This window comes from Trichlorobacter sp. (assembly GCF_034008105.1).
Taxonomy (GTDB): Bacteria; Desulfobacterota; Desulfuromonadia; order Geobacterales; family Pseudopelobacteraceae; genus Trichlorobacter.
Map to the genome: position 1 here is coordinate 1 of NZ_JAVEPN010000004.1, position 19370 is coordinate 19370.

17 protein-coding genes are annotated in these 19370 nt (G+C 62.1%); 6 read left to right on the plus strand and 11 right to left on the minus strand.

Going from position 1 to position 19370, the window contains the following annotated elements:
- Positions 1 to 127: 127 nt before the first annotated feature.
- Genes RBQ93_RS03310 through RBQ93_RS03320 form a run of 3 tightly spaced genes read right to left on the minus strand, consistent with a single transcriptional unit; the run spans position 128 to position 4209 of the window.
- On the minus strand, positions 128 to 1372 hold the full coding sequence (locus RBQ93_RS03310) for an ATP-binding protein (protein ID WP_320370594.1): 1245 nt from the start codon (positions 1370 to 1372) through the stop codon (positions 128 to 130).
- A 39-nt stretch (positions 1373 to 1411) separates the two neighbouring features.
- Positions 1412 to 2791 carry a sigma-54 dependent transcriptional regulator gene (locus tag RBQ93_RS03315; protein ID WP_320370595.1) on the minus strand — a complete coding sequence of 460 codons (1380 nt, stop codon included), beginning with the start codon at positions 2789 to 2791 and terminating at the stop codon, positions 1412 to 1414.
- The gene (locus RBQ93_RS03320; RefSeq protein WP_320370596.1) at positions 2788 to 4209 is read right to left on the minus strand and encodes a sensor histidine kinase; all 1422 of its coding nucleotides are present in this window, start codon (positions 4207 to 4209) and stop codon (positions 2788 to 2790) included. The genes RBQ93_RS03315 and RBQ93_RS03320 overlap by 4 nt, the downstream gene beginning before the upstream one ends.
- 134 nt (positions 4210 to 4343) lie before the next feature.
- Between RBQ93_RS03320 and RBQ93_RS03325 the strand changes: the two genes are divergently transcribed.
- From RBQ93_RS03325 to RBQ93_RS03345, 5 genes are all read left to right on the plus strand, one after another.
- Positions 4344 to 5621, plus strand: a complete 1278-nt coding sequence (locus tag RBQ93_RS03325; protein WP_320370597.1) for a BamA/TamA family outer membrane protein — start codon at positions 4344 to 4346, stop codon at positions 5619 to 5621.
- A gap of 67 nt (positions 5622 to 5688) precedes the next feature.
- Positions 5689 to 7056, plus strand: coding sequence for a 16S rRNA (cytosine(967)-C(5))-methyltransferase RsmB (gene rsmB / locus RBQ93_RS03330; RefSeq protein WP_320370598.1), 1368 nt, complete (start codon positions 5689 to 5691; stop codon positions 7054 to 7056).
- Entirely contained in the window at positions 7053 to 7718 is a 666-nt protein-coding gene (gene rpe / locus RBQ93_RS03335; protein ID WP_320370599.1) for a ribulose-phosphate 3-epimerase, read from the plus strand. Before rsmB ends, rpe begins: the two co-directional genes overlap by 4 nt.
- Positions 7719 to 7743: 25 nt before the next feature.
- On the plus strand, positions 7744 to 8676 hold the full coding sequence (locus RBQ93_RS03340; protein ID WP_320370600.1) for a diguanylate cyclase: 933 nt from the start codon (positions 7744 to 7746) through the stop codon (positions 8674 to 8676).
- Between the two features lie 29 nt (positions 8677 to 8705).
- A complete protein-coding gene (locus RBQ93_RS03345; protein ID WP_320370601.1) occupies positions 8706 to 10163 on the plus strand; it encodes a transglutaminase-like domain-containing protein in 1458 nt (485 codons plus the stop codon).
- Between the two features lie 16 nt (positions 10164 to 10179).
- Here RBQ93_RS03345 and RBQ93_RS03350 read toward each other — a convergent pair whose 3' ends face one another.
- The 3 genes from RBQ93_RS03350 to RBQ93_RS03360 are packed head-to-tail and all read right to left on the minus strand — an operon-like array spanning position 10180 to position 12835.
- The gene (locus RBQ93_RS03350) at positions 10180 to 11454 is read right to left on the minus strand and encodes a pitrilysin family protein (RefSeq protein WP_320370602.1); all 1275 of its coding nucleotides are present in this window, start codon (positions 11452 to 11454) and stop codon (positions 10180 to 10182) included.
- Positions 11454 to 11882 carry an HIT family protein gene (locus RBQ93_RS03355; RefSeq protein WP_320370603.1) on the minus strand — a complete coding sequence of 143 codons (429 nt, stop codon included), beginning with the start codon at positions 11880 to 11882 and terminating at the stop codon, positions 11454 to 11456. Before RBQ93_RS03355 ends, RBQ93_RS03350 begins: the two co-directional genes overlap by 1 nt.
- On the minus strand, positions 11879 to 12835 hold the full coding sequence (locus tag RBQ93_RS03360) for a HAMP domain-containing sensor histidine kinase (protein ID WP_320370604.1): 957 nt from the start codon (positions 12833 to 12835) through the stop codon (positions 11879 to 11881). Before RBQ93_RS03360 ends, RBQ93_RS03355 begins: the two co-directional genes overlap by 4 nt.
- 103 nt (positions 12836 to 12938) lie before the next feature.
- Here RBQ93_RS03360 and RBQ93_RS03365 point away from each other — a divergent pair, with 103 nt between their 5' ends.
- Entirely contained in the window at positions 12939 to 13430 is a 492-nt protein-coding gene (locus RBQ93_RS03365) for a hypothetical protein (protein ID WP_320370605.1), read from the plus strand.
- Positions 13431 to 13497: 67 nt separating this feature from the next.
- Here RBQ93_RS03365 and RBQ93_RS03370 read toward each other — a convergent pair whose 3' ends face one another.
- From RBQ93_RS03370 to RBQ93_RS03390, 5 genes are read right to left on the minus strand one after another with little or no spacing between them, the layout of a single operon-like run.
- On the minus strand, positions 13498 to 14073 hold the full coding sequence (locus tag RBQ93_RS03370) for a hypothetical protein (protein WP_320370606.1): 576 nt from the start codon (positions 14071 to 14073) through the stop codon (positions 13498 to 13500).
- A 45-nt stretch (positions 14074 to 14118) separates the two neighbouring features.
- The gene (locus RBQ93_RS03375) at positions 14119 to 16632 is read right to left on the minus strand and encodes a helicase C-terminal domain-containing protein (RefSeq protein ID WP_320370607.1); all 2514 of its coding nucleotides are present in this window, start codon (positions 16630 to 16632) and stop codon (positions 14119 to 14121) included.
- Entirely contained in the window at positions 16629 to 17135 is a 507-nt protein-coding gene (locus RBQ93_RS03380; protein WP_320370608.1) for a chromate transporter, read from the minus strand. The genes RBQ93_RS03375 and RBQ93_RS03380 overlap by 4 nt, the downstream gene beginning before the upstream one ends.
- Position 17136: 1 nt before the next feature.
- The gene (locus tag RBQ93_RS03385) at positions 17137 to 17709 is read right to left on the minus strand and encodes a chromate transporter (RefSeq protein ID WP_320370609.1); all 573 of its coding nucleotides are present in this window, start codon (positions 17707 to 17709) and stop codon (positions 17137 to 17139) included.
- The gene (locus RBQ93_RS03390) at positions 17706 to 19358 is read right to left on the minus strand and encodes a fatty acid--CoA ligase (RefSeq protein ID WP_320370610.1); all 1653 of its coding nucleotides are present in this window, start codon (positions 19356 to 19358) and stop codon (positions 17706 to 17708) included. Before RBQ93_RS03390 ends, RBQ93_RS03385 begins: the two co-directional genes overlap by 4 nt.
- Between the last annotated feature and the right edge of the window lie 12 nt (positions 19359 to 19370).

Consider the following 19370-nt stretch of genomic DNA (forward strand, 5'->3'; position numbering starts at 1 on the left):
TTACCCATGCTACCACCCCTTCTTTCCGGAAACCGGAAAACAGTGGTCATTTTCCAATTTCCCTTCAATGTTTGTCGATCTTAGTGCGATACAGGCCACAATGGCTTCTGGTGCCCGGTGCTGTACGTCACGAAAAACTTTCGTTCCACAGTGAATCTATTGGCAGGGCATGCAGGTTCGCACCAAACGCTACCGCCTCTTTGCCGCCATACAGCACCATACCCCGGACAAAACGTTTTCCTGCCGCCTCTGCAAGCGATTGAAGTCCACGAAAATCCTGCCCTCCAACACTCTTGGCTGATTTTATCTCAATTCCCACAATCCGACCTGCTCTGTCTTCAAGCACGACATCAACCTCGTGTCCGGTTTGCGTGCGGTAATGCAGCATTGTAGGTTGTGTATCACTCCAGGATATCTGTTTTTTCAGTTCCGCTAGAACAAAGTTCTCAACAATAGCACCGCACAGGGGCGTGTCTTCCAGCCTGTCTGTATCAACCGCAAGCAAGGATGCAAGCAAGCCTGTATCATTCATGATCAGCCTGGATGTTTTAACCAGCCTTTTCCCTAGGTTCGAATGCCAGGCCGGGAGATGATCAAGCAGAAAAATGGTCTCAAAAAGCGCCATGTATCGCTTCAAGGTACTTTGAGGAATACCTGTAGTTCGGGAAAACTCTGCATAGTTAAGCAATGAGGGCGATCTTGTTGCAAGCGTTGCAAGGAGGCGCGGCATAGCCGTAAGGCCATCAATGTTTGCAATATCTCGCACATCACGCTGCAAAATAGTGGTGATGTACGAACCGAACCAGGCCCGACGTCTTGCATCAGATATTCTTGCAGCCGCTTCAGGGTAACCTCCTGTGAGCGCCCTTTCGAGAAGGGGTTTTTCAGGAGCAGCGGGGACAACGACCACCGCAGGCAGTTTTTCGGAAAAAACCGCATCAACGAACCGTTCTCTGATTCCGCTGAATTCTCCTTGGGACAGTGGCCATAAGGTAAAAATCTCCATTCTGCCGGCTAACGATTCAGAAAGTCGAGGCAGCAGCAAGACGTTTGCCGAGCCGGTGAGCAGGTAGCGCCCCGGCACACGATTACTATCTACAGCAGCCTTTATGGCCAGGAAAAGCTCCGGCGCACGCTGAATCTCATCGATAACTGTCGACTCGCCCAAGCCGGAAATAAAACCGGCTGGATCGTGCTGCGCCGCGGCAAGCGCCGTTGCATCGTCTAGCGTGATGTAGCGCCCCAGACGATTGTGGCTTATCAATGATTTCGCCAAGGTACTCTTGCCGGTCTGCCGGGCTCCGTTAATCATTACTACAGGAGTATCGGCAAGGGCTTCAACGATTTTGGATGTTATATTTCTTTTGTACATGGCTACATTTTAACCAATCCATGGTTGAAATTCAACCGGCTACCGTCCTTTTCTCTCCGGTTTTTCAATGCCATGCTTCTCCAACCGATATTGCAGGGTTTTGTAGCTGAGCCCCAGGATCGGAGCGGCCTTGCCGATCACCCAGTCGGCCCGTTCCATGGCCTTGATGATCAGCGCTTTTTCCATCTCCTCGAAGTTGATCCCCTCTGGCGGCAGCTCAAACGGTACCACCCCGCCCTGCGCTGCCAGGCTGCCGATCTCGGCTGGCAGATCTTCAGGCTGGATGATGCTGCCCTCGGCCATCAGCACCGCCCGTTCGATTACCGACTCCAGCTGGCGCACGTTACCGGGCCAGGTGTAATTGAGCAGCAGCTTGAGGGCCGGTTTGGCGATGCCTTCGATGGCGATGCCGGAGGCAGCGCTGTATTTCTTAATGAAAAAATCTGCCAGAGTGGCTATGTCGCTGCCCCGCTCACGTAGGGGCGGCAGGTCGATCCGGATCACATTCAGGCGATAGTAGAGATCCTCCCGGAAGGCGCCTTTCTTGATCTCCTGTTCCAGGTCGCGGTTGGTGGCGGAGATGATCCGCACATCCAGCGGCAGGTTGACCTTGCCCCCCACCCGGCGTACCTCCTTTTCCTGGATCGCCCGCAGCAGTTTTGCCTGCATGGCCACGTTCATCTCGCCGATCTCGTCCAGAAAGACGGTGCCGCCGTTGGCTGCCTCGAGGATGCCGATCTCCCGCGCGTTGGCGCCGGTGAAGCTGCCTTTTTCGTGGCCGAACAGTTCGCTCTCAATCAGGGTCTCGGGGATAGCGGCGCAGTTGATGGCCATGAACGGCTGGGCCTTGCGGGGCGAGCCGTCATGGATGGCCCGGGCCACCAACTCTTTGCCGGTGCCGGATTCGCCATAGATCAACACGGTGGAGCTGGTGGGGGCGATCTTGGCAACGATCCGGAAGACCTCTTTCATTGAGGAATGTTCACCGATGATGGAGGGGATACGCTGGATTTCGGCCACCCGCTTCTGCAGCACCCGATTTTCCCGCACCAGCGAGATCCGCTCAAAGGCCCGTTGCAGGGTCAGCAGCAGGTTTTCCCGCTCCAGCGGCTTTTCCAGGTAGTCGAAGGCCCCCCGCTTCATGGCCTCCACCGCCGAATCGATGGAGCCGTGGGCGGTCATCAGGATCACGCACTGTTGGGGGTCGTCGGCCATGATCTGCTCAAGCAGTTCCAGGCCGGACTGTCCCTGCATCTTGAGGTCGGTCAGGATCAGGTCGAATTCCCGCTTGGCCAGCAGCGCCAGCGCCTCGCGGGCGCCGGAGGCCTCGCAGATGTCGTAGCCTGAGCCTTTCAGGATCATGGCCAGGATCTCGCGCTGGCCCTTTTCGTCATCGACGACCAGTATGCTGCCGCTCATGCCGCTTCTTCCTCCATCGGCAGGCGCACCGTGAAGATGGTCCCCTGGCCGGGTCTGCTGGCAACCAAAATTTCGCCGCCATGTTCCTTGATAATCCGCTCGGTGATGGCCAGTCCCAGGCCGATACCCACCTCCTTGGAGGTAACGTAGGGTTGGAATATCTTGTCCAGATCCTCGGGGGCTATGCCGCAGCCCTGATCGCCGAAGCTCAACCGCACCCAACCCGGTTCACCGTCAAGCTCGGCCCCCAGGGTGATGCTGCCCCCCTCGGGCATGGCCTGGGCAGCGTTGGTGATGAAATTGGTGATGCAGTTGCGCAGCAGCTCGCCATCCAGGTACAGTAGGGGCAGGTCATCGGCCAGCTGCTGTACGACGGTCACACGCTGTTCAGCCAGCCTGTCACCCAGCACCGACAGGATCCGTTCCAGCAGTTCGCCATAGTTGACCAGCGCCTTGCGCAGCTTTAAGGGGCGGCCGTAGTTCATGAAATTAACCACCATGTAGTTGGCCCGCCGCACCTCGTCGCGGATCTTGTCGGCAAGGACCGTTACCGCGCCGGCACGCTCGGGGCACTGTTCCACCACCTCGTTGCGCAGGTGATCGATGGCCAGACTGATATAGTTCAGCGGGTTACGAATCTCATGGGCGATACCTGAGGCCAGCTGCCCCACCCGTGACAGGTGCTCCGCCTCGTAGAGCCGTTTTTCCAACGTCTCCCGCTCCCGCAGCTTCTCCACCATCTCGTTGAAACCCTGGGCCAGCTCGCCGATCTCGTCGTTACTTTCCACAGGCAGCGTTACCGACAGGTCGCCGGCCGACACCTTTTTGAAATCCTGCACCAGTCGTTGAATCGGCTCGGTGTAGCGTCGCGCCAGATAGATGGTAACGGCGATCCCCACCGCGAACACCAGACAGGTGGCCACCAGACGTTTGATGAAGTTGGCCCGTTGGATATCGCGAATGTTGTCCAGCAGCATGTTGATCTGGACATAGCCCCAGTGCTCATCGCCGATAATCACCGGCACTACCACTTCGTAGGGTTTTTGGGTCAAAATCGATCCGCGCCGCTCGGCGGGCGACGGTTTTTTCATCCCCGTTTCAAGTTTTTTGAGATCCCGCTTTTTGCCGATCTTTTCAGGGTTGGAGGAATCGATGATCTCGCCGTCGATATCGATGATATTGATTTCGTTGATGCCCTTGTGACGGGCATCCTGGAGGTATTCCATCAGGCGGGAATGTTCTGCTTCTGAGGTCAGGTCGGCGATACTGAGCTGCACCGCCTTGGATATCTCCTGTGAGCTGTCCTGAATCTCCTCCACAAGGGCGTTCTGCGAATGCTGGTTCAGCAAAAACAGGGCCAGCATGACCAGCAAAAGCAGCAGCATCATGATCAGGACCAGTTTCGCGTTGAGTTTCATGGCAGCAGCAGCTCCGCAGACAGCAGCATGGAAATGGGGACCAGCGTAGCAGGTATCAGACCGGGAAGCAACAAAAGCAGGCAGCGCCAAGAGAGGTTGACACCACCTGAAAAAGCGCGGTAGAAAAGCTGCTTATGCGATTTTCAACCGACATAGCGCGCAGACTGGCGCGCCTGCTGCTGCTCTGCGCCACGCTGGGCCTGAGCGCCTGCACCAGCTTCATCCCCCGTCAGGATCTGCCGCTGATTACGGACGAGTCCTGCGGCGATCAGGTCAAGGTGGTCTCGATCCCGCTGCCGATAATCGCCAACAGCCCCAACGAAGGGATCACCTCCGGCGCCCTGTCCGCCTTTCTGATCCATAACCTAGACGATGAGGTCTACTCGCTGTTGGCACCGCAACTGAACTACAATCGGAACTTCGGCCTGACCGGCACTTTGTACGGCGCCATCAACCCCAGCCGACGGCGCACCGTCGAGTTCAACCTGTCCCGTTCCCAAGAGACCAACTTTGATTACGAGGTTAAATACAGCGACAACGGCCTCCAAAACGGCAACCTGGAGCTGAATGCCTTTGCAGGCTGGTTTGCCGATGGCTCGTCGCGCTTTTTCGGCTTTAATGCCCGCACACCGGAGGAGCTGGAGACCAACTACACCAACCGCGAGCTGACCTACAACCTGTCGGCCACCTGGTTTCTGGGCCGACGCTATTACCTGGAACTGGGCCATCGTTTTCGCGACGTGTCCATCAAGCATGGCGCGGTGGATGGGCTGCCGTTCATTACCGATCGCTTCACTGCCGCCGGGGTGCCCGGCGTGCGGGGTTTCACCACCCATGCCCCGCGCATCTCGCTGATCTACAGCACCTATGACACCAAAACCCTGCCCACCTATGGCGGCTATGCCCGCTTCACCTTTGAGCCGACCATCAAGGCCTTAGGCGGCGCTGCCAATTACCGCCACTACGAGCTGGAGCTGAAGGGCTACGTGCCCCACGACGATGAGAAGCGGTTCACCACCGTGTTCAGGACCATGTACAACCAGACCCTGGGGGACTCCACCGCCGACAAGGTGCCCTTTCTGGAACAGAGTATCCTGGGAGGCGAGAACACGCTGCGCGGCTACGGCCGCAACCGTTTCATCGACAACAGCTTCCTGCTCTTGAACCTGGAGGAGCGGATCCGCCTGTTTCGCTGGGAAGTATTCGACGTGACCGCCGACTGGGAGGTGGCCCCCTTCATGGATCTGGGGGCGGTGATGGAGAATCTGGGCACGCTGGCCTGGAGTAATTTCGAGTTCAACCCCGGCATCGGTTTTCGAGCCACGGTCAGGCCCAATATCGTTGGCCGGGTTGATGTGGGCTTTGGCAAGGAGGGACCGGCGGTGTATGTCGGGCTGGGGTATCCGTTTTGACTCTTGAATGCCCACTATCGTGCGAGCATATTGCCAAGCTGTCCGTTCAGGTCTATGGTTAGCCCCTATGCAAACTTCCGCCCCTGTCACCAGCAGTTCACCCCGCCATGCCGCCTATCTGGCGCTTGAGCGTCTGTCCGGCAGCGATCTGCATGCCGACGATCTGATTGACCAGCAGCTGTCCCGTGGCCAGTTGGCCGGACCGGACCGGGGGCTGTTCAGCGAGCTGGTATTCGGTGTGCTGCGACAACAGGCCACCCTGGACCATTATCTGGCCCAACTGGTGGATCAACCGTTGGCCAAGCTGCAGCTGCCGGTGTTGCTCCTGCTTCGGCTGGGGCTGTATCAACTGCGCTACCTTGACCGGGTGCCGTCCCATGCAGCGGTGCATGAAAGCGTCGAACTGGCCAAGCGCTTGTGTCCCAAGGCCAGCGGTCTGGTGAACGGCGTACTACGGGCCGCCCAACGGCGTAGTGCAAGTCTGACGCTACCGGATCAGGCCCTTGATCCGGTCGGCTGGCTGGCGGCCGCCTATTCGCTGCCCGACTGGCTGGCCGCCCAGTGGTTGGAGCAGTTTCCGTTGCCCGAGGCGACCGGCTTGGCCGTTGCCAGCCTGGAGCCGCCCCTGCTGACCCTGCGCACCAACACCCTGCGTACCACGCGCCAGGAACTGCTGGCGCTGCTGGCGGCCCAGGGGATCGCTGCCCAGCCCTGTCGCTATGCCCCGGAGGGGGTGCAGCTGCTGGAGCGCTGTTTTGTCCCCGATCTGCCCGGCTTTGGCGAGGGGCTGTTCGCGGTGCAGGACGAGGCCTCCCAGCTGGTGGCCCATCTGCTGGACCCGCAGCCGGGCGAAACGGTGCTGGATGTCTGTGCCGCACCGGGGGGCAAGGCCACCCATCTGGCCCAACTGATGCACGATCAGGGGAGGCTTGTGGCCACCGATCTCAACCAGCGCAAGGTGCGCAAGATCGAACAGAATGCCGCTCGGCTGGGGATCGCGTGCCTGCAGGTCGAGGTGGCCGATGCCCTGCAGCCGGCCTATCAACAGGGGCGGCAGTTTGACCGGATTCTGCTGGATGCCCCCTGTTCCGGTCTGGGAGTGATCCGGCGTAACCCGGAGGCCAAGTGGCGTCTGCAGCCGGCCGATTTTGAACGGTTTGCCCAGCGGCAGCGCCAGTTGCTGCAGCAGGTGGCCCCGCTGGTGCGTCCCGGCGGCCTGCTGGTCTACGCCACCTGCTCCACATCACCGCAGGAGGATGAGGCGGTGGTGGAGGAATTTCTTTCCCGTCATCGGCAGTTTGTGGTAGAAAATGGCGCTCAGGTGCTGCCCGCCTGGGGTGAGCTGTTCACCCCGGCCGGCCACCTGCGGACCTGGCCTCACCGTCAGGGCTGTGACGGTTTTTTTAGCGCCCGCCTGAAGAGGATTACTGCATGAAAAAGATCGCACCTTCCATCCTGTCTGCCGATTTTGCCCGTCTGGGCGATGAAATCCGGGCCGTTGAGGCAGCCGGGGCCGATTATATCCACGTCGACGTGATGGATGGCCGCTTTGTGCCCAACATTACCATCGGTCCCCTGGTGGTGGAGGCCGCCCGCCGGGTGACCAGCCTGCCGCTGGATGTGCACCTGATGATCGAGGAGCCGGAGCGTTACGTGGAGGAGTTTGCCCGGGCCGGGGCCGACATCATTGTGGTGCATGCCGAGGCCTGCCGCCACCTGCACCGGGTGGTGCAACAGATCAAGGGGCTGGGCAAACGGGCCGGGGTCTCGCTCAATCCAGCCACACCGCTTTGTGCGCTGAACTACGTGCTGGAAGAACTGGACCTGGTGCTGTTGATGACCGTCAACCCCGGCTTCGGCGGCCAGTCGTTCATCGAATCGGGGCTCACCAAGATTCACGAACTGCGCAAGATGCTGGACAGCCGTGGTTGCGAGGCTGAACTGGAGGTGGATGGCGGTGTCAAACCGGCCAACATCGCCCGGATCGCCCATGCCGGGGCCGACGTGCTGGTGGCAGGCTCGGCCGTCTTCGGCAGTTCCGACTACGCCGCCACCATTGCCGAGATGAAACGCCTGATGCAGGAACCTCGCCTGTAACTTCTATTCCGGGAGCGGGAGTACCATGGCCGATAGCGTGCTGATCATCGATGACTCTGAGGCGGTGCGGGACAAGATTGTCAAGACCCTGGAACCGTTGGATCTGTTTGCCCGTTTTTACCAGGCCGAAGATGGTCTGGAGGGCTTCAAGAAGCTGATGGCCTCGCCGGTGGACATCATCCTCTGCGACCTGGAGATGCCGCGCATGGACGGCTTCAAGTTCCTGGGCATGCTCAAGACCCGGCCCGAGGTGTCGGACACCCCGGTGATCATCCTGACCGGCAATGAGGACCGCGAGCTGAAGATCAAGGGACTGGACCAGGGGGCCTGCGATTTTCTGACCAAACCGTTCGATCCCGAGGAGCTGGTGGCCCGCATGAAGGTCCACCTCAAGATCAAGCACCTGCAGGACGACCTGAAGCGGACCAACGAACTGTTGCTGGAACTGTCCAACACCGACCACCTGACCGGCCTCTTTAACCGGCGTTTCCTGATCGAGGCCCTGGACAAGGAGTTGCAGCGGGCCCGCCGCAAGGATGGCATGGTCTCTCTGGTCATGATCGATCTGGACCATTTCAAACGGATCAACGACACCCACGGCCATATGCAGGGCGATGTGGTGTTGCAGAAGGTGGCGCTGCAGATGCAGAAGGAACTGCGCAACTACGACGTGGCGGCCCGCTACGGTGGTGAGGAGTTCGTGGCGATCCTGCCGGACACCGCCTTGAAAGAGGCCTACATGGTGGCGGACCGGATCAGGCTCTCGATCCAGGGCATGCACCTGGCCGGTCCGATGGCCGTTGAGCGGATCACCGCCAGTCTGGGGGTGGCGGTCTATCCTTCGCCGCACTATGAAGATATCGACGGCCTGCTGCGTTCCGCCGATGAGGCGCTGTACCAGGCCAAGGCCCGGGGCCGCAACCAGGTGGTGGTCAGCGACCCGGCCAGCATGACCTGAACGGGACCAGGAGAACAGGAAGCAAAGCTATGGCAGTGAGTGGTGTTGTGTCGCGTATTGTGGCGGCGGTCCTGACCGCCGCTTTTTTGTGTCTGCAGCCGTTGCAACCGGCCGGTGCCACACCGCTGCTGGCTGCTCCGCCGCTGGGAGAGCGCTGGTTCGCCATCCTGATGGCCGATGAGCAGGTTGGTTTTTATCGGCAACAGGTAACGGCCCTGCCGGAGGGCGGTTTTCAGATCGAGGGCAGCGGCAGCGTGCGGATGCGGGTGATGGGCTTCAGCAAAGAGGCCAGCTCCCGTGAGGTCTATCGGCTGAGTGCAGGGTTAGCACTGCAAACCATCGAGGTGGAGCAGACCATCAACGGCCGGCACACGCGGCTGACCGGCAAGGTGGTGACCGACGGACTGCTGCTGCGGCAGGTGGTGCAGGGCAAGGCCAGCAAGCGGCTGCTCAAGTTCAAGGGGCAGCTGCTGGCCGGTCCGCTCCTGAACCTTTATCCGCTGCTGAAGGGGCCGCTGGCCGGTACGGTCTACCGGGTGCAGGTCTTTGATCCAGAAGAGATCAAGATCAAGCCGGTCAGTATCACGGTGGAGGGAGAGCAGGCCACCCCCGACGGCCAGCCGGCCATCAAGCTGCGCAACGACCTGTATCCCTTTGTGGAGAACGAAATCTGGGTCGACAGCCACGGCAATACGCTGCTGGAATCGGTGCGAGACGGGCTGGTGCTGACCCGGGCCGAACAGCCTGAGCGGCTGGCAGCGGTGGTCAGTGGCATGGCCCTCTCCCAAAAGGACCTGATCTACGACCTTAGTCAAGTGCGGGCCGAGCCGGGACTCAAGATAGAGATGACGCGTCTGACCGGTCTGGCGGTGGCCATCGACGGCTACGGCCTACAGCTGCCCCTGCTGGCCGATGGCTGGCAGGGGAGCGAGCGGAACGGCGAGCGGCTGGTGATCAGGACCGGCGTGCTGCGGCCTGAGGAGATCGGTCCGGGTGCTCCGCTTGAAAGCAGCTATCTGGCCTCGTTGGAGGGGATCGAGGCCGCCAGCCCGGCCATCATTGCTCAGGCCCGGCAGGTTGTTGACGGGAAGAGCGGCGTTGTAGCCCAGGCCCAGGCACTATCCAGCTGGACGGCGCAGTATCTGGCCGATACGGTGGATGACAGCGGCAGCGCCATGGCGGCGCTGGAGAAGAAGAGCGGTAACTGCCAGAGCCACGCCAAGCTCTACACTGCACTGGCCCGGGCCAGCGGCATTCCAACCAGATTTGTATCCGGTCTGGTCTCCCGGGATGGTCAGGCGTTTCTCTTTCACAGCTGGGCGGAAAGCTGGCTTGACGGTCGCTGGGTGGCGGTGGACCCGACCTTTGATCAGCTACCGGCCGACCCGACCCACCTGGCTCTGTTTGAGGGGCATACGGTGGCTGACCTGGCGCCACTGGTTGGCGTGATCGGCAGGATCAGCATCGGTGTACTGGAAGAACGCTAACCGACGGCAGGCTGTCTCAGACGAGCAGCAATCCTTCGATCGTTGCCCGGTCAATCCCCTCCAACGGGCCGATCACCGCCAGGAAACGGTTGCTTGGCTGAAACAGCTGCCGGGCCAAGGCTCGTAGCTGGTCGGCAGTTACCTGGCGCACCAACTGCTGGTCGTCATCGATGCTGCGCGCCATTCCCATCAGGGCGCCCCAGCCGTAGCGGGCCCCCATCTCGGTCACCGAATCCCGGCTGTAGTCCAGATCGGCCAGGTAGGCGGTCCTGACCCGTTCCAGCTCCTGCGGCGGGATCGGGTTTTCGCTGACCTGCCGCAGCTGCTCCAGGATGGCGGCGATCACCGCAGCCAGGTTTTCCGGTGCCGTAGCGCAGTCGATGGTGATGCAGCCGGTCTCGTCGTAGGCGCCGATGGCCGACTCAACCGCATAGACCAGCCCCAGTTCTTCACGCAGTTTCAGGTGCAGCCGTGAGCAGCCGCCCCCCGCCAACAGCCGGCGCAGCACCTTGAGGACGGTCATGCGCGGGTCATCACGCCGGAAGGCCGGAAAGGCCAGCTGCAATGTAATCTGACTGTCGGCGTCCGCTACAAAGGCGGTACGGGGGCTGTCCTGCTCCCGTGGCTGCACCGGCAGCACCGGGGGTGTTGTCTGTGGCTGCCAATTGCCAAAGCAGGCCTGCACAGCCGCCAGTATGGCGGTCGGATCGTGGGGGCCGGCCACCGCCACCACCGCATTGGCCGGTCGGTACCAGGCCGCCAGATGGTCCCACAGATCAGTCTCGCTGATCCGTTCGATATCCTCCAGGCTGCCCACCGTGGCACCGCCCAGCGGGTGGCCGGGCCAGAGCAGACGGCCCATCACCAGATCCGGATTGGTTACCACACCCTCTTCGTTGATATCCTCCAGCGCCTCCTCGCCGATGATCCGCCGTTCCAGTTCGACACCCTGCAGCGTCGGCCGCAGCAGCATCGAGGCCAGGATTGCCAGCCCCTGCGCTGCATGATCGGGATGGATACGGGCGTAAAAACAGGTGGAATCAGCATCGGTGGCGGCGTTGACGCTGCCGCCCAGCTCTTCGAAGGCGGTCTCGATCTCCAGCGAGGAGGCGTAGTCGGCGGTGCCTCGGAACAGCATATGCTCAAGAAAGTGCGACAGTCCGGAGCGGTCAGGCGGGTCGTTGCGGGCCCCCACCTTGATATAGACCGCCAGCTCGACGCTGTGCAGGTGAGGCAGCGGTACCGAGACCACCCGCAGGCCGTTGGCAAGGCTGCTGATCTGATGCTGCATCAGACCTCCTCTGCCAGGGCGCGGTGGATCTGGTCGCACCGTTGACGGTACTGATCGGCTGACAGCACCAGCTCCTGGTGGGGTTCTGACCAGATCGGCCGGGGCCAGAGAGGCTCGGAGCGGAAGCGCGGCACCAGGTGCCAGTGGATATGGGGCACCATGTTGCCCAGCAGTTCATAGTTGAGTTTGTCCGGCTGGAAGCAGGCCGCCAGCGCCTGGGCCACCCGGCTGACCTCTTCCATCAGCCCCTGCCGGACCTCTTTGTCCAGCAGAAACAGCTCAGTCTGGTGCTGCTTGGTGAATAGCAGGCAGTAGCCGGGGAAGAACTGGTCCCGGTTGAGGATCAGGTAGCTGTGTTCAAGTTCGGCGATCCGCAGGTCGGCATCGCTCTGCCAGCGGTCGCACATCGGGCAGGGGGGACTGGTCACGGGGTGGTTCCTTTCCGTTCCACAAGGGGGAGTTGCAGGGTGATGGTGCAGCCGGTGCCGAGGCCGTCACTGTCTGCCTTGACGGTGCCGCCGGCATCCTTGATCACCGACTGGACGATGTACAGCCCCAGGCCGGTACCGCGTACCCGCTCATCCTGGTGTTCGACGCGGTAGAACATCTTGAAGACGTTCTGCAGCTGCGATTGTTCCATACCGCGGCCGTGATCGCGAATCGAGAGGCTGGCCTGACGGCCCAGTTGCACCAGGCGGATCTCTATGTCGGGGGTGCCAGGGGAATACAGCACCGCGTTTTCCAGCAGGTTACGCAGTACGGTGCCCAGCTCATCCGGCTCCACCGCCACCCGCAGCCCCGGTGTCAGGCTTACCTCCAGCCGGGTGCCGGGGGGCAGACGGTGACGTTCCCGGTCGAGGTACTCCTGGATAAAGGCCGAGAGATCGATTTCCCGCGGTTCGGCAGGCCGGCGGCGCTGTTCGATGCGGGCTGCCAGCAGCAGGTTGTCGATCTGGGAGTGCAGCCGCTGGGTATCCTCCAGCATGGTCTGCACAAAGGCGTGCAGCCGTTCCGGTGGCAGCTCGCGCAGGCTGATGGTCTCCAGGTGCAGCTGGATCGAGGCCAACGGTGATTTCAGTTCGTGGGTCAGCTGGGTGATGAACTCCCGTTGCTGCTGGTAGAGTCGCGACTGGCGGCGCCAGAACAGGAACAGGGTGTAGACCCCCACCAGAATAATGGCCAGCAGCAGCAGGCCCTGTACCAAGGCAAACCAGCCCCCCACCTGGGAGAGCAGGTCGGGGCGGTAGCGGGCGGCCAGTTCCTTCAGCTCGCGATGTTTGCCCACGAACCAGGTGACCCACAGCACCACCAGCGCCACCCAGACCAGCTGGATGCCGACCAGTGCCATGACCGGATGAAAGAAACGGCGCAACGCTTTCATGGGCTGTATGGCTCTCTTTCGCGGTTGTGTTGATAACGGTGTTCTGTTATAACCCAATTCCGCCGACGATGACAAAAGTTGTTTGGCTGATAAGGAGTGAAAGATGGCGTCGTACAACTTTATCCGCCTCAAGCGGCTGATGCTGATCTATCGAGTGGTACAGGTGGCCCTGCTGGGGCTGCTGCTGTTTATGGCCTTTAACTTTCAGAAACTGTTTACCCTGATGGGGGTGCCGGCGCTGTTCATGCAGAGCATCATCGCCGCCATCGCCTTCCAGCTGATGATGACCTACCCGGCCTGGCTGCTGGCCCGGCGTGATGTGGCGGTGGAGATCGAATCCAGCCAGACGGAGCTGACCGGCGACCAGTTGATGGCGTTACGTCGCCGCAGGCTGGGGGGTGATCTCTGGAAGCTGTGCATCATGGGCTTTTTTATCGTCTTCATCATGATGGCCCCTGATGTCACCAAGACCCGCGCCATGTCCAGCGTGTTGGCCGCCAGCTACTTCGGCTTCCTGCTGATCTCGATCACCTATTTCCAGTGCTTCAATTTTCTGGCCCGGCGTAAACAGCTGGAGTTGACGGCCACGAACTGATTCCGCTCAGCAACCCCTGATGTGCAAAAAGGCCCGGCAATCTGCCGGGCCTTTTTGTGGTGTGGGCTTAGTCGTCGCGACCATGTCTGCCCTTATGCTGCTTGCGCTCGTCTTTTTCCCAGCGCTTCTGCTCCTTGCGGTACTCCTTTTCCTGCTTGCGTTGTTCCTTCTGGTACTTCTCTTGCTGTTTGCGCTGCTCCTTGCCCGGACGGTAGTGCTTGCCACGGTAGTGGTCGCGGTCGGACCTATAGGAGCGATACTCGTGATCGCGGTGATAGCGGATCTGCTCCAGCTTGTGGCGCCGCACCTGGGGTGGCAGCTGCTCGTAGCGGGTTGCTTCCCAGGGGCCGTTGTAATGGCGGGCACGATACCAGTTATTGCCGTGAAAGAGGTAGTAGCTACCGGAAACCAGCACCAGGTCATGGGGCATGTCCACCCCGATGTAGATGCCGAGACTGGGCGGCGAGAGGAACAACGGCGGGGTCTCGAAGAAGATCCTGGGGAGGCCCGGCAGTGGCGGGGGCGGCGGCAACGGCAGCGCCGGCGCGCCGACGTTGATGTTGACACTGACGTTGGATTCGGCCTGGCTTGCAGCAGGGGCTGCCAGTAACGCTGCCAGCAGCAGAGTGAGCATAATGCGCATCGGATGATTCCTCCTTGGTACGTGATGCAGAAAGCTATAGCACATTCAGTGCCATGCCTGAAAAAAATGCTCCAGTTTTGCAAACACCTGCTCGGCGTCGTCGATTGCCTGGGCCGCCGCCGGCAGTGATTTCAGGAACCGTTTGCCGTAGTTCTTGGTCACAATCCGGTTGTCCAGAATCAGCACTGCCCCTCGGTCATCGCGGCTGCGGATCAGACGGCCGAAGCCCTGGCGCAGCTTGAGCACCGCCTGGGGCACCGACATCTCACGGAACGGATCGCCGCCGGTGGCCGTGATCCGTTCGGCCCGGGCCTGCTGGATCGGTTCGGTGGGCACCTGAAACGGCAAGCGCACGATGATCACCAGCCGCAGGGCATCGCCCTTGACATCGACCCCCTCCCAGAACGAATCGGTGCCGAACAGTACCGCACGGTGCTCCTTACGGAAACGGGCCAGCAGCTGGTGACGCCCAGCGCCTTCTCCCTGACGCAAAATGGTCAGTCCCAGCCGTTCCAAGTCGCCTTTCAGGCTGGCATGGGTCTGCTTGAGCAGATCAAAGGAGGTGAACAGCACAAAGGCGCCTCCTTGAGAGAGGCTGACCGCCCGCAGCACCGCCGCAGCCAGCGGTTGGCGGAAGGCGGCGCTGGTGGGGTCCGGCAGGTCGCGGGGGATGCCGACCAGGGCCTGGCTGGCATAGTCAAAGGGAGAGGCCAGGGCCAACTCCTCCAGCCGTTCCGGCTCCAGCAGGTCCAGACCGGTGCGGCGCCGCAGATAGCCGAAGGAATCGCCGACGGTCAGGGTGGCCGAGGTCATGACTACGGTGGGGATCGGCTCCAGCAGCGCCGTCTTGATGGTCTCGGCCACCTCCAGCGGTGCCACGCAGATGGTGGCCTGGCTGCCGCGGCTGGTCTGGCGCGCCTCCAGCCAGCGGCAGGCCAGTTCGTCCCGCTCGCAGAACCAGCCCAGTTCCTGGGCTACCGTCAGTAACCGCTGACCGATGCCGGCGGCGTCGGTCAACCAGCTATCCAGCCCCTGGCGGATCGGGTCCGGCAGCTTGGCAGCGGCCCGGTCCAGGGCCCCCAGGCCGGCCGAGAGTTCGGTCAGTTTCTCGGCAAGCGTTCCCAGACGGCCCTCTAGTTCCTGCCAAAAAGCGGTACCCCGGACCTCCGGGGTGATGCGGCACTTGATCTCACCGCCGCGCTGATCAGCACCCGGCAGGGCGTCGCTCTGCAGGGCAAGGGCCAGCCAGTCCAGTTCGCGGTCAAGCAGGGCGGCCAGCTCCTGGGTCTGGGGCAGCAGGGCCGCCTCGATCAGGCCGGTCAGTTCGTGATAGAGACCATCCAGCTCCTCGGGCAGTTCCTTGCCCAGCCGGGTGTTGAGCACCGTCAGGATGCCGGCCCGGTTGCCGCCGGGTGCCAGGCGGGACAACTGCCGCATCAGGCCGGCCCGACCGATCCTGACCGACAGGGCGCCGGTGGCCGCCTCCTCCAGGTGGTGGGCCTCGTCGATGATCAGCCGGCTGAAGGGGGGCAGGATGGCCACAGCGTCGTAGCCGCTCTCCCGGCGCAGGGCGATATCGGCCAACAGCAGGGCGTGGTTGACCACCAGCAACTGGGCTGCCGCCGCGTCGCGGCGTGCCTTGTAGAAGAAGCAGCGCCCGAAGTGGGGGCAGCGGGAGCGACCGCACTGGTCCGCCTCGCAGCGCAGATCGTCCCACACCTCGCGGGAGGGGTGAAAGGAGAGGTCGCTGAGGCAGCCGCTGGGGGTGGTCTCACTCCAGGCGGCGATCGCGCTCAGTTCCTCGCTGGCGGCGTCGGGAAACAGGGTCGGCTCGGCCTGCCCCGCCTCCAGCTTGCGCAGACAGAGGTAGTTGCCGCGCCCCTTGACCAGGCAGGCGTTGAAGGGACTGCTGCTGTGGCGCTGCAAGAGCGGGATATCCTTCTTGATCAGCTGCTCCTGCAGGTTGATGGTGTTGGTGGAGATCACCACCCGCTGTTCGTTGCGCACCGCCCAGAGCAGGGCCGGGATCAGGTAGGCCAGCGACTTGCCGGTGCCGGTGCCGGCCTCGATCACCGCCACCTGATCCTGATTGAAGGCGTTGGCCACGCAGAAGGCCATCCGCACCTGTTCCGCCCGTGGCTCAAAGCCCTTCAGGTGCCGGGCCAGTAGTCCCTCCGGGCCGAAGGCCCGCTCCAGTTCGTCGAAGTTCAGCAGCTCGCCGCTGCGGGGGGTGTGGGGCGAGACCACCAGGTAGCTGCGTTCACAGCTGTTGTCGATGATGGCGAAGCCGATGCCGTTGTTGCCGCAGATCGAGGCCAGGTCGAGATCGGCGTCGGAGGGTGTCAGGTTGCCTGAGGGGTGGTTGTGCAGCACCATCTGGCCGGGGGTGGCGCGGGAGAGGATGGCCGGCACCGCTCGCTGGTTGCCGCGGGCGATGGCGCACGCCTCCACCAGACAGCCGTCAGCGTCCGGTTGGGCGATGAAGAAGACCTCATTACCCTGGGCGGCATCGATCTCGTGGCGGATCAGGGCGCTGCAGTTGGCGGAAAAGGTGGTCACGGCAGCAGCATCCCCAGCAGGCCGGCCCCAAGGATCATCAGCATCGGGCTGACCTTGGTGAAACGGAACAGGCAGAAGGCAATCACCAGTACCAGCCATTGTCGCAGGTTGCCCAGGGTGGCCCCCAGCGACCAGGCCGCCGAGGCCACCAGCCCCACCACCGCCGGCAGTACGCCATCCAGGGTGATGCGGATCAGGTCGATCTCTTTCAGCCGCGCATAGTAGCGTCCCACCAACAGCATCAACACCACGCAGGGGGCAAAGATGCAGATGGTGGCCACCAGGCCGCCGCCAAAGCCCCCCACCCGCACCCCGGTGAAGGTGGCCAGGATCGCCAGCGGGCCGGGGGTCAGCTGGGAGATGGCCACGCCGTCGAGGAACTCTCGTAGACTAAGCCACTGGTACTGCTCCACCAGCAGGTGCTGCAGGAGCGGGATCAGCACATAACCGCCACCGAAGAACAGCAGGCCGATCTTGAGGAAGGTCCAGGCCAGGGCCAGCATCTCAGCTGAGCCTCCGCTGGTAGACGGCAGCGCCAAAAGCCCAGACCAGGCCGGCAGCCAGTACCAGGGCCACGTTCAGCTTGAAGATCGCCGCAGCAGCAAAGGCGGACAGGGCCAAGAGCCAGCCGTTGCTGCCTTTGATCTGTTTCTTGCCCATGTCCAGCACCACCGCCAGGATCAGGGCGATCACCACCGGGTTGGTGCCGGCCAAGGCCTTCTGCAGCAGCGCCAGGTGCTGAAAGCGCAGGTAGAGCCAGGCCAGTAGTGAGACGATCAGGAAGGAGGGCAGCAGAAACCCGGTGGCGGCCAGCAGGCCGCCCGGCACCCCCCGCAGGCGGTAGCCCACAAAGGTGCAGCTGTTCAGCGAAAACGGCCCCAGTATCTGGCCGAAGGCCAGACCGTGCAGGAACTCCTCGGCCGTGACCCACTGTTTCTCCTTGACCACCATCCGCTCGGTGAGGGCCACAATGGCCATGCCGCCGCCAAAGCCGGTCAGACCCACCTTGAGGAACAGCAGAAAGATCTCCATCAGGCGGACCCGTTGTGGAGCGGTATTTGACGTCGGGTCGCTCACGGCTGCAGGTGCTTCTCCCGTAGCGCCACCTTGTTGATCTTGCCCACGCTGGTCCGGTCGATCATCTCCACCAGCTTGACCTTGAGCAGCACCACCTGCTTGTTAACAATCCCCTTGTCGGCGTACTCCTTGACATGGTGGGTCAGATCCTTTTCCTGCAGCTGGCTGTCCGGCTTGGGCACCACCAGCGCCAGGGGCCGCTCGCCCCACTTTTCGTCCGGCAGGCCGATCACCGCCACCTCGGCCACGCCGGGGTGGTGGGCGATGATATCCTCCAGCTCCAGCGACGAGACCCACTCGCCGGCCACCTTGAGCACATCCTTGATCCGGTCGGTGATCCGCACGTAGCCCAGTTCGTCCCGTACCGCCACATCGCCGGTATGCAGGTAGCCACCTTCCCAGAGCCGTTCCGAGGCCTTGTGGTCCTTCAGGTAGCCCTGGGTCAGCCAGGGGGCCCTCACCACAATCTCGCCACTGCTTTGGTTGTCGCGGGGCTGCTCGCACAGCTGGTTGTCCACCACCTTCAGATCCACCAGCGGCAAGGAGCGGCCGGTCTTGCAGCGGATGGCGGCCTGCTCGTCGGCCGGCAGCTCCAGCATTGCCGGCGAGAGGTGGGAAATGGTCAGGATCGGGCAGGTTTCGGACATGCCGTAGCCGGTAAAGACATCGATACCGCGGCTGATCGCCTCCAGACAGAGCGCCTTGGGCATGGCGGCCCCGCCGATGATCAGCTTCCAGCGGGAAAGGTCGATCCGCTGGGCATGGGGGTGTTTGAGCAGCATATGCAGGATGGTCGGCACGCAGTGCGAGAAGGTTACGCCCTCTTGTTCGATCAGTTCCAGCAGGATGTCGGGAACGTAGCGGCCGGGGTAGACCTGCTTGACCCCCAGCATGGTGGCTACATAGGGCAGCCCCCAGGCATGGACGTGGAACATGGGGGTGATCGGCATGTAGACATCCTGGCGGTTGAAGCTACCTTGGCCCACGGCCGAGCCCAGCACGCTCATCACCCCCAGGGTGTGCAGCACCAGCTGGCGGTGGCTGAAATAGACCCCCTTGGGCAGGCCGGTGGTGCCGGTGGTGTAGAAGGTGGTGGCGCGGGTGTTCTCGTCGAAGTCAGGAAAGGTGTAGTCAGGAGAAGCGGCGGCCAAAAGCGCCTCATATTCACCGGCAAAAGGGATGTGAGTTTCGGGTGTCGTGGTCTCGTCGTTCAGCAGCACGTAGCCGCGTACGTTGCCGGACTGCTCGATGCGGCCCTTGATCTGCTCCACAATCGGCAGGAACTCGCTGTTGACCAAGAGCAGGTCGTCCTCGGCATGGTCGATGGTGTAGAGGATCTGCTCCGGCGACAGCCGCACGTTGATGGTGTGCAGCACCGCGCCGATCATCGGCACCGCAAAGAAGCACTCCAGATAGCGGTGGGAGTCCCAGTCCATCACCGCCACCGTGTCGCCACGTTTAACCCCCAGCCGGGTCAGGGCGTTGGCCAGTTGGGCCACCCGCTGGCGCAGATCACGGTAGGTAAAGCGGTGGTTGCGGTAGACGATCTCTTGGTCCGGGGCGTCCACCACCGGGCAGAACAGCAGGTTCTTGATCAGCAGCGGATACTCATAGGCGGACGGGGTACGGTTAATCAGGGCATCTGACATACCAAACAGGCC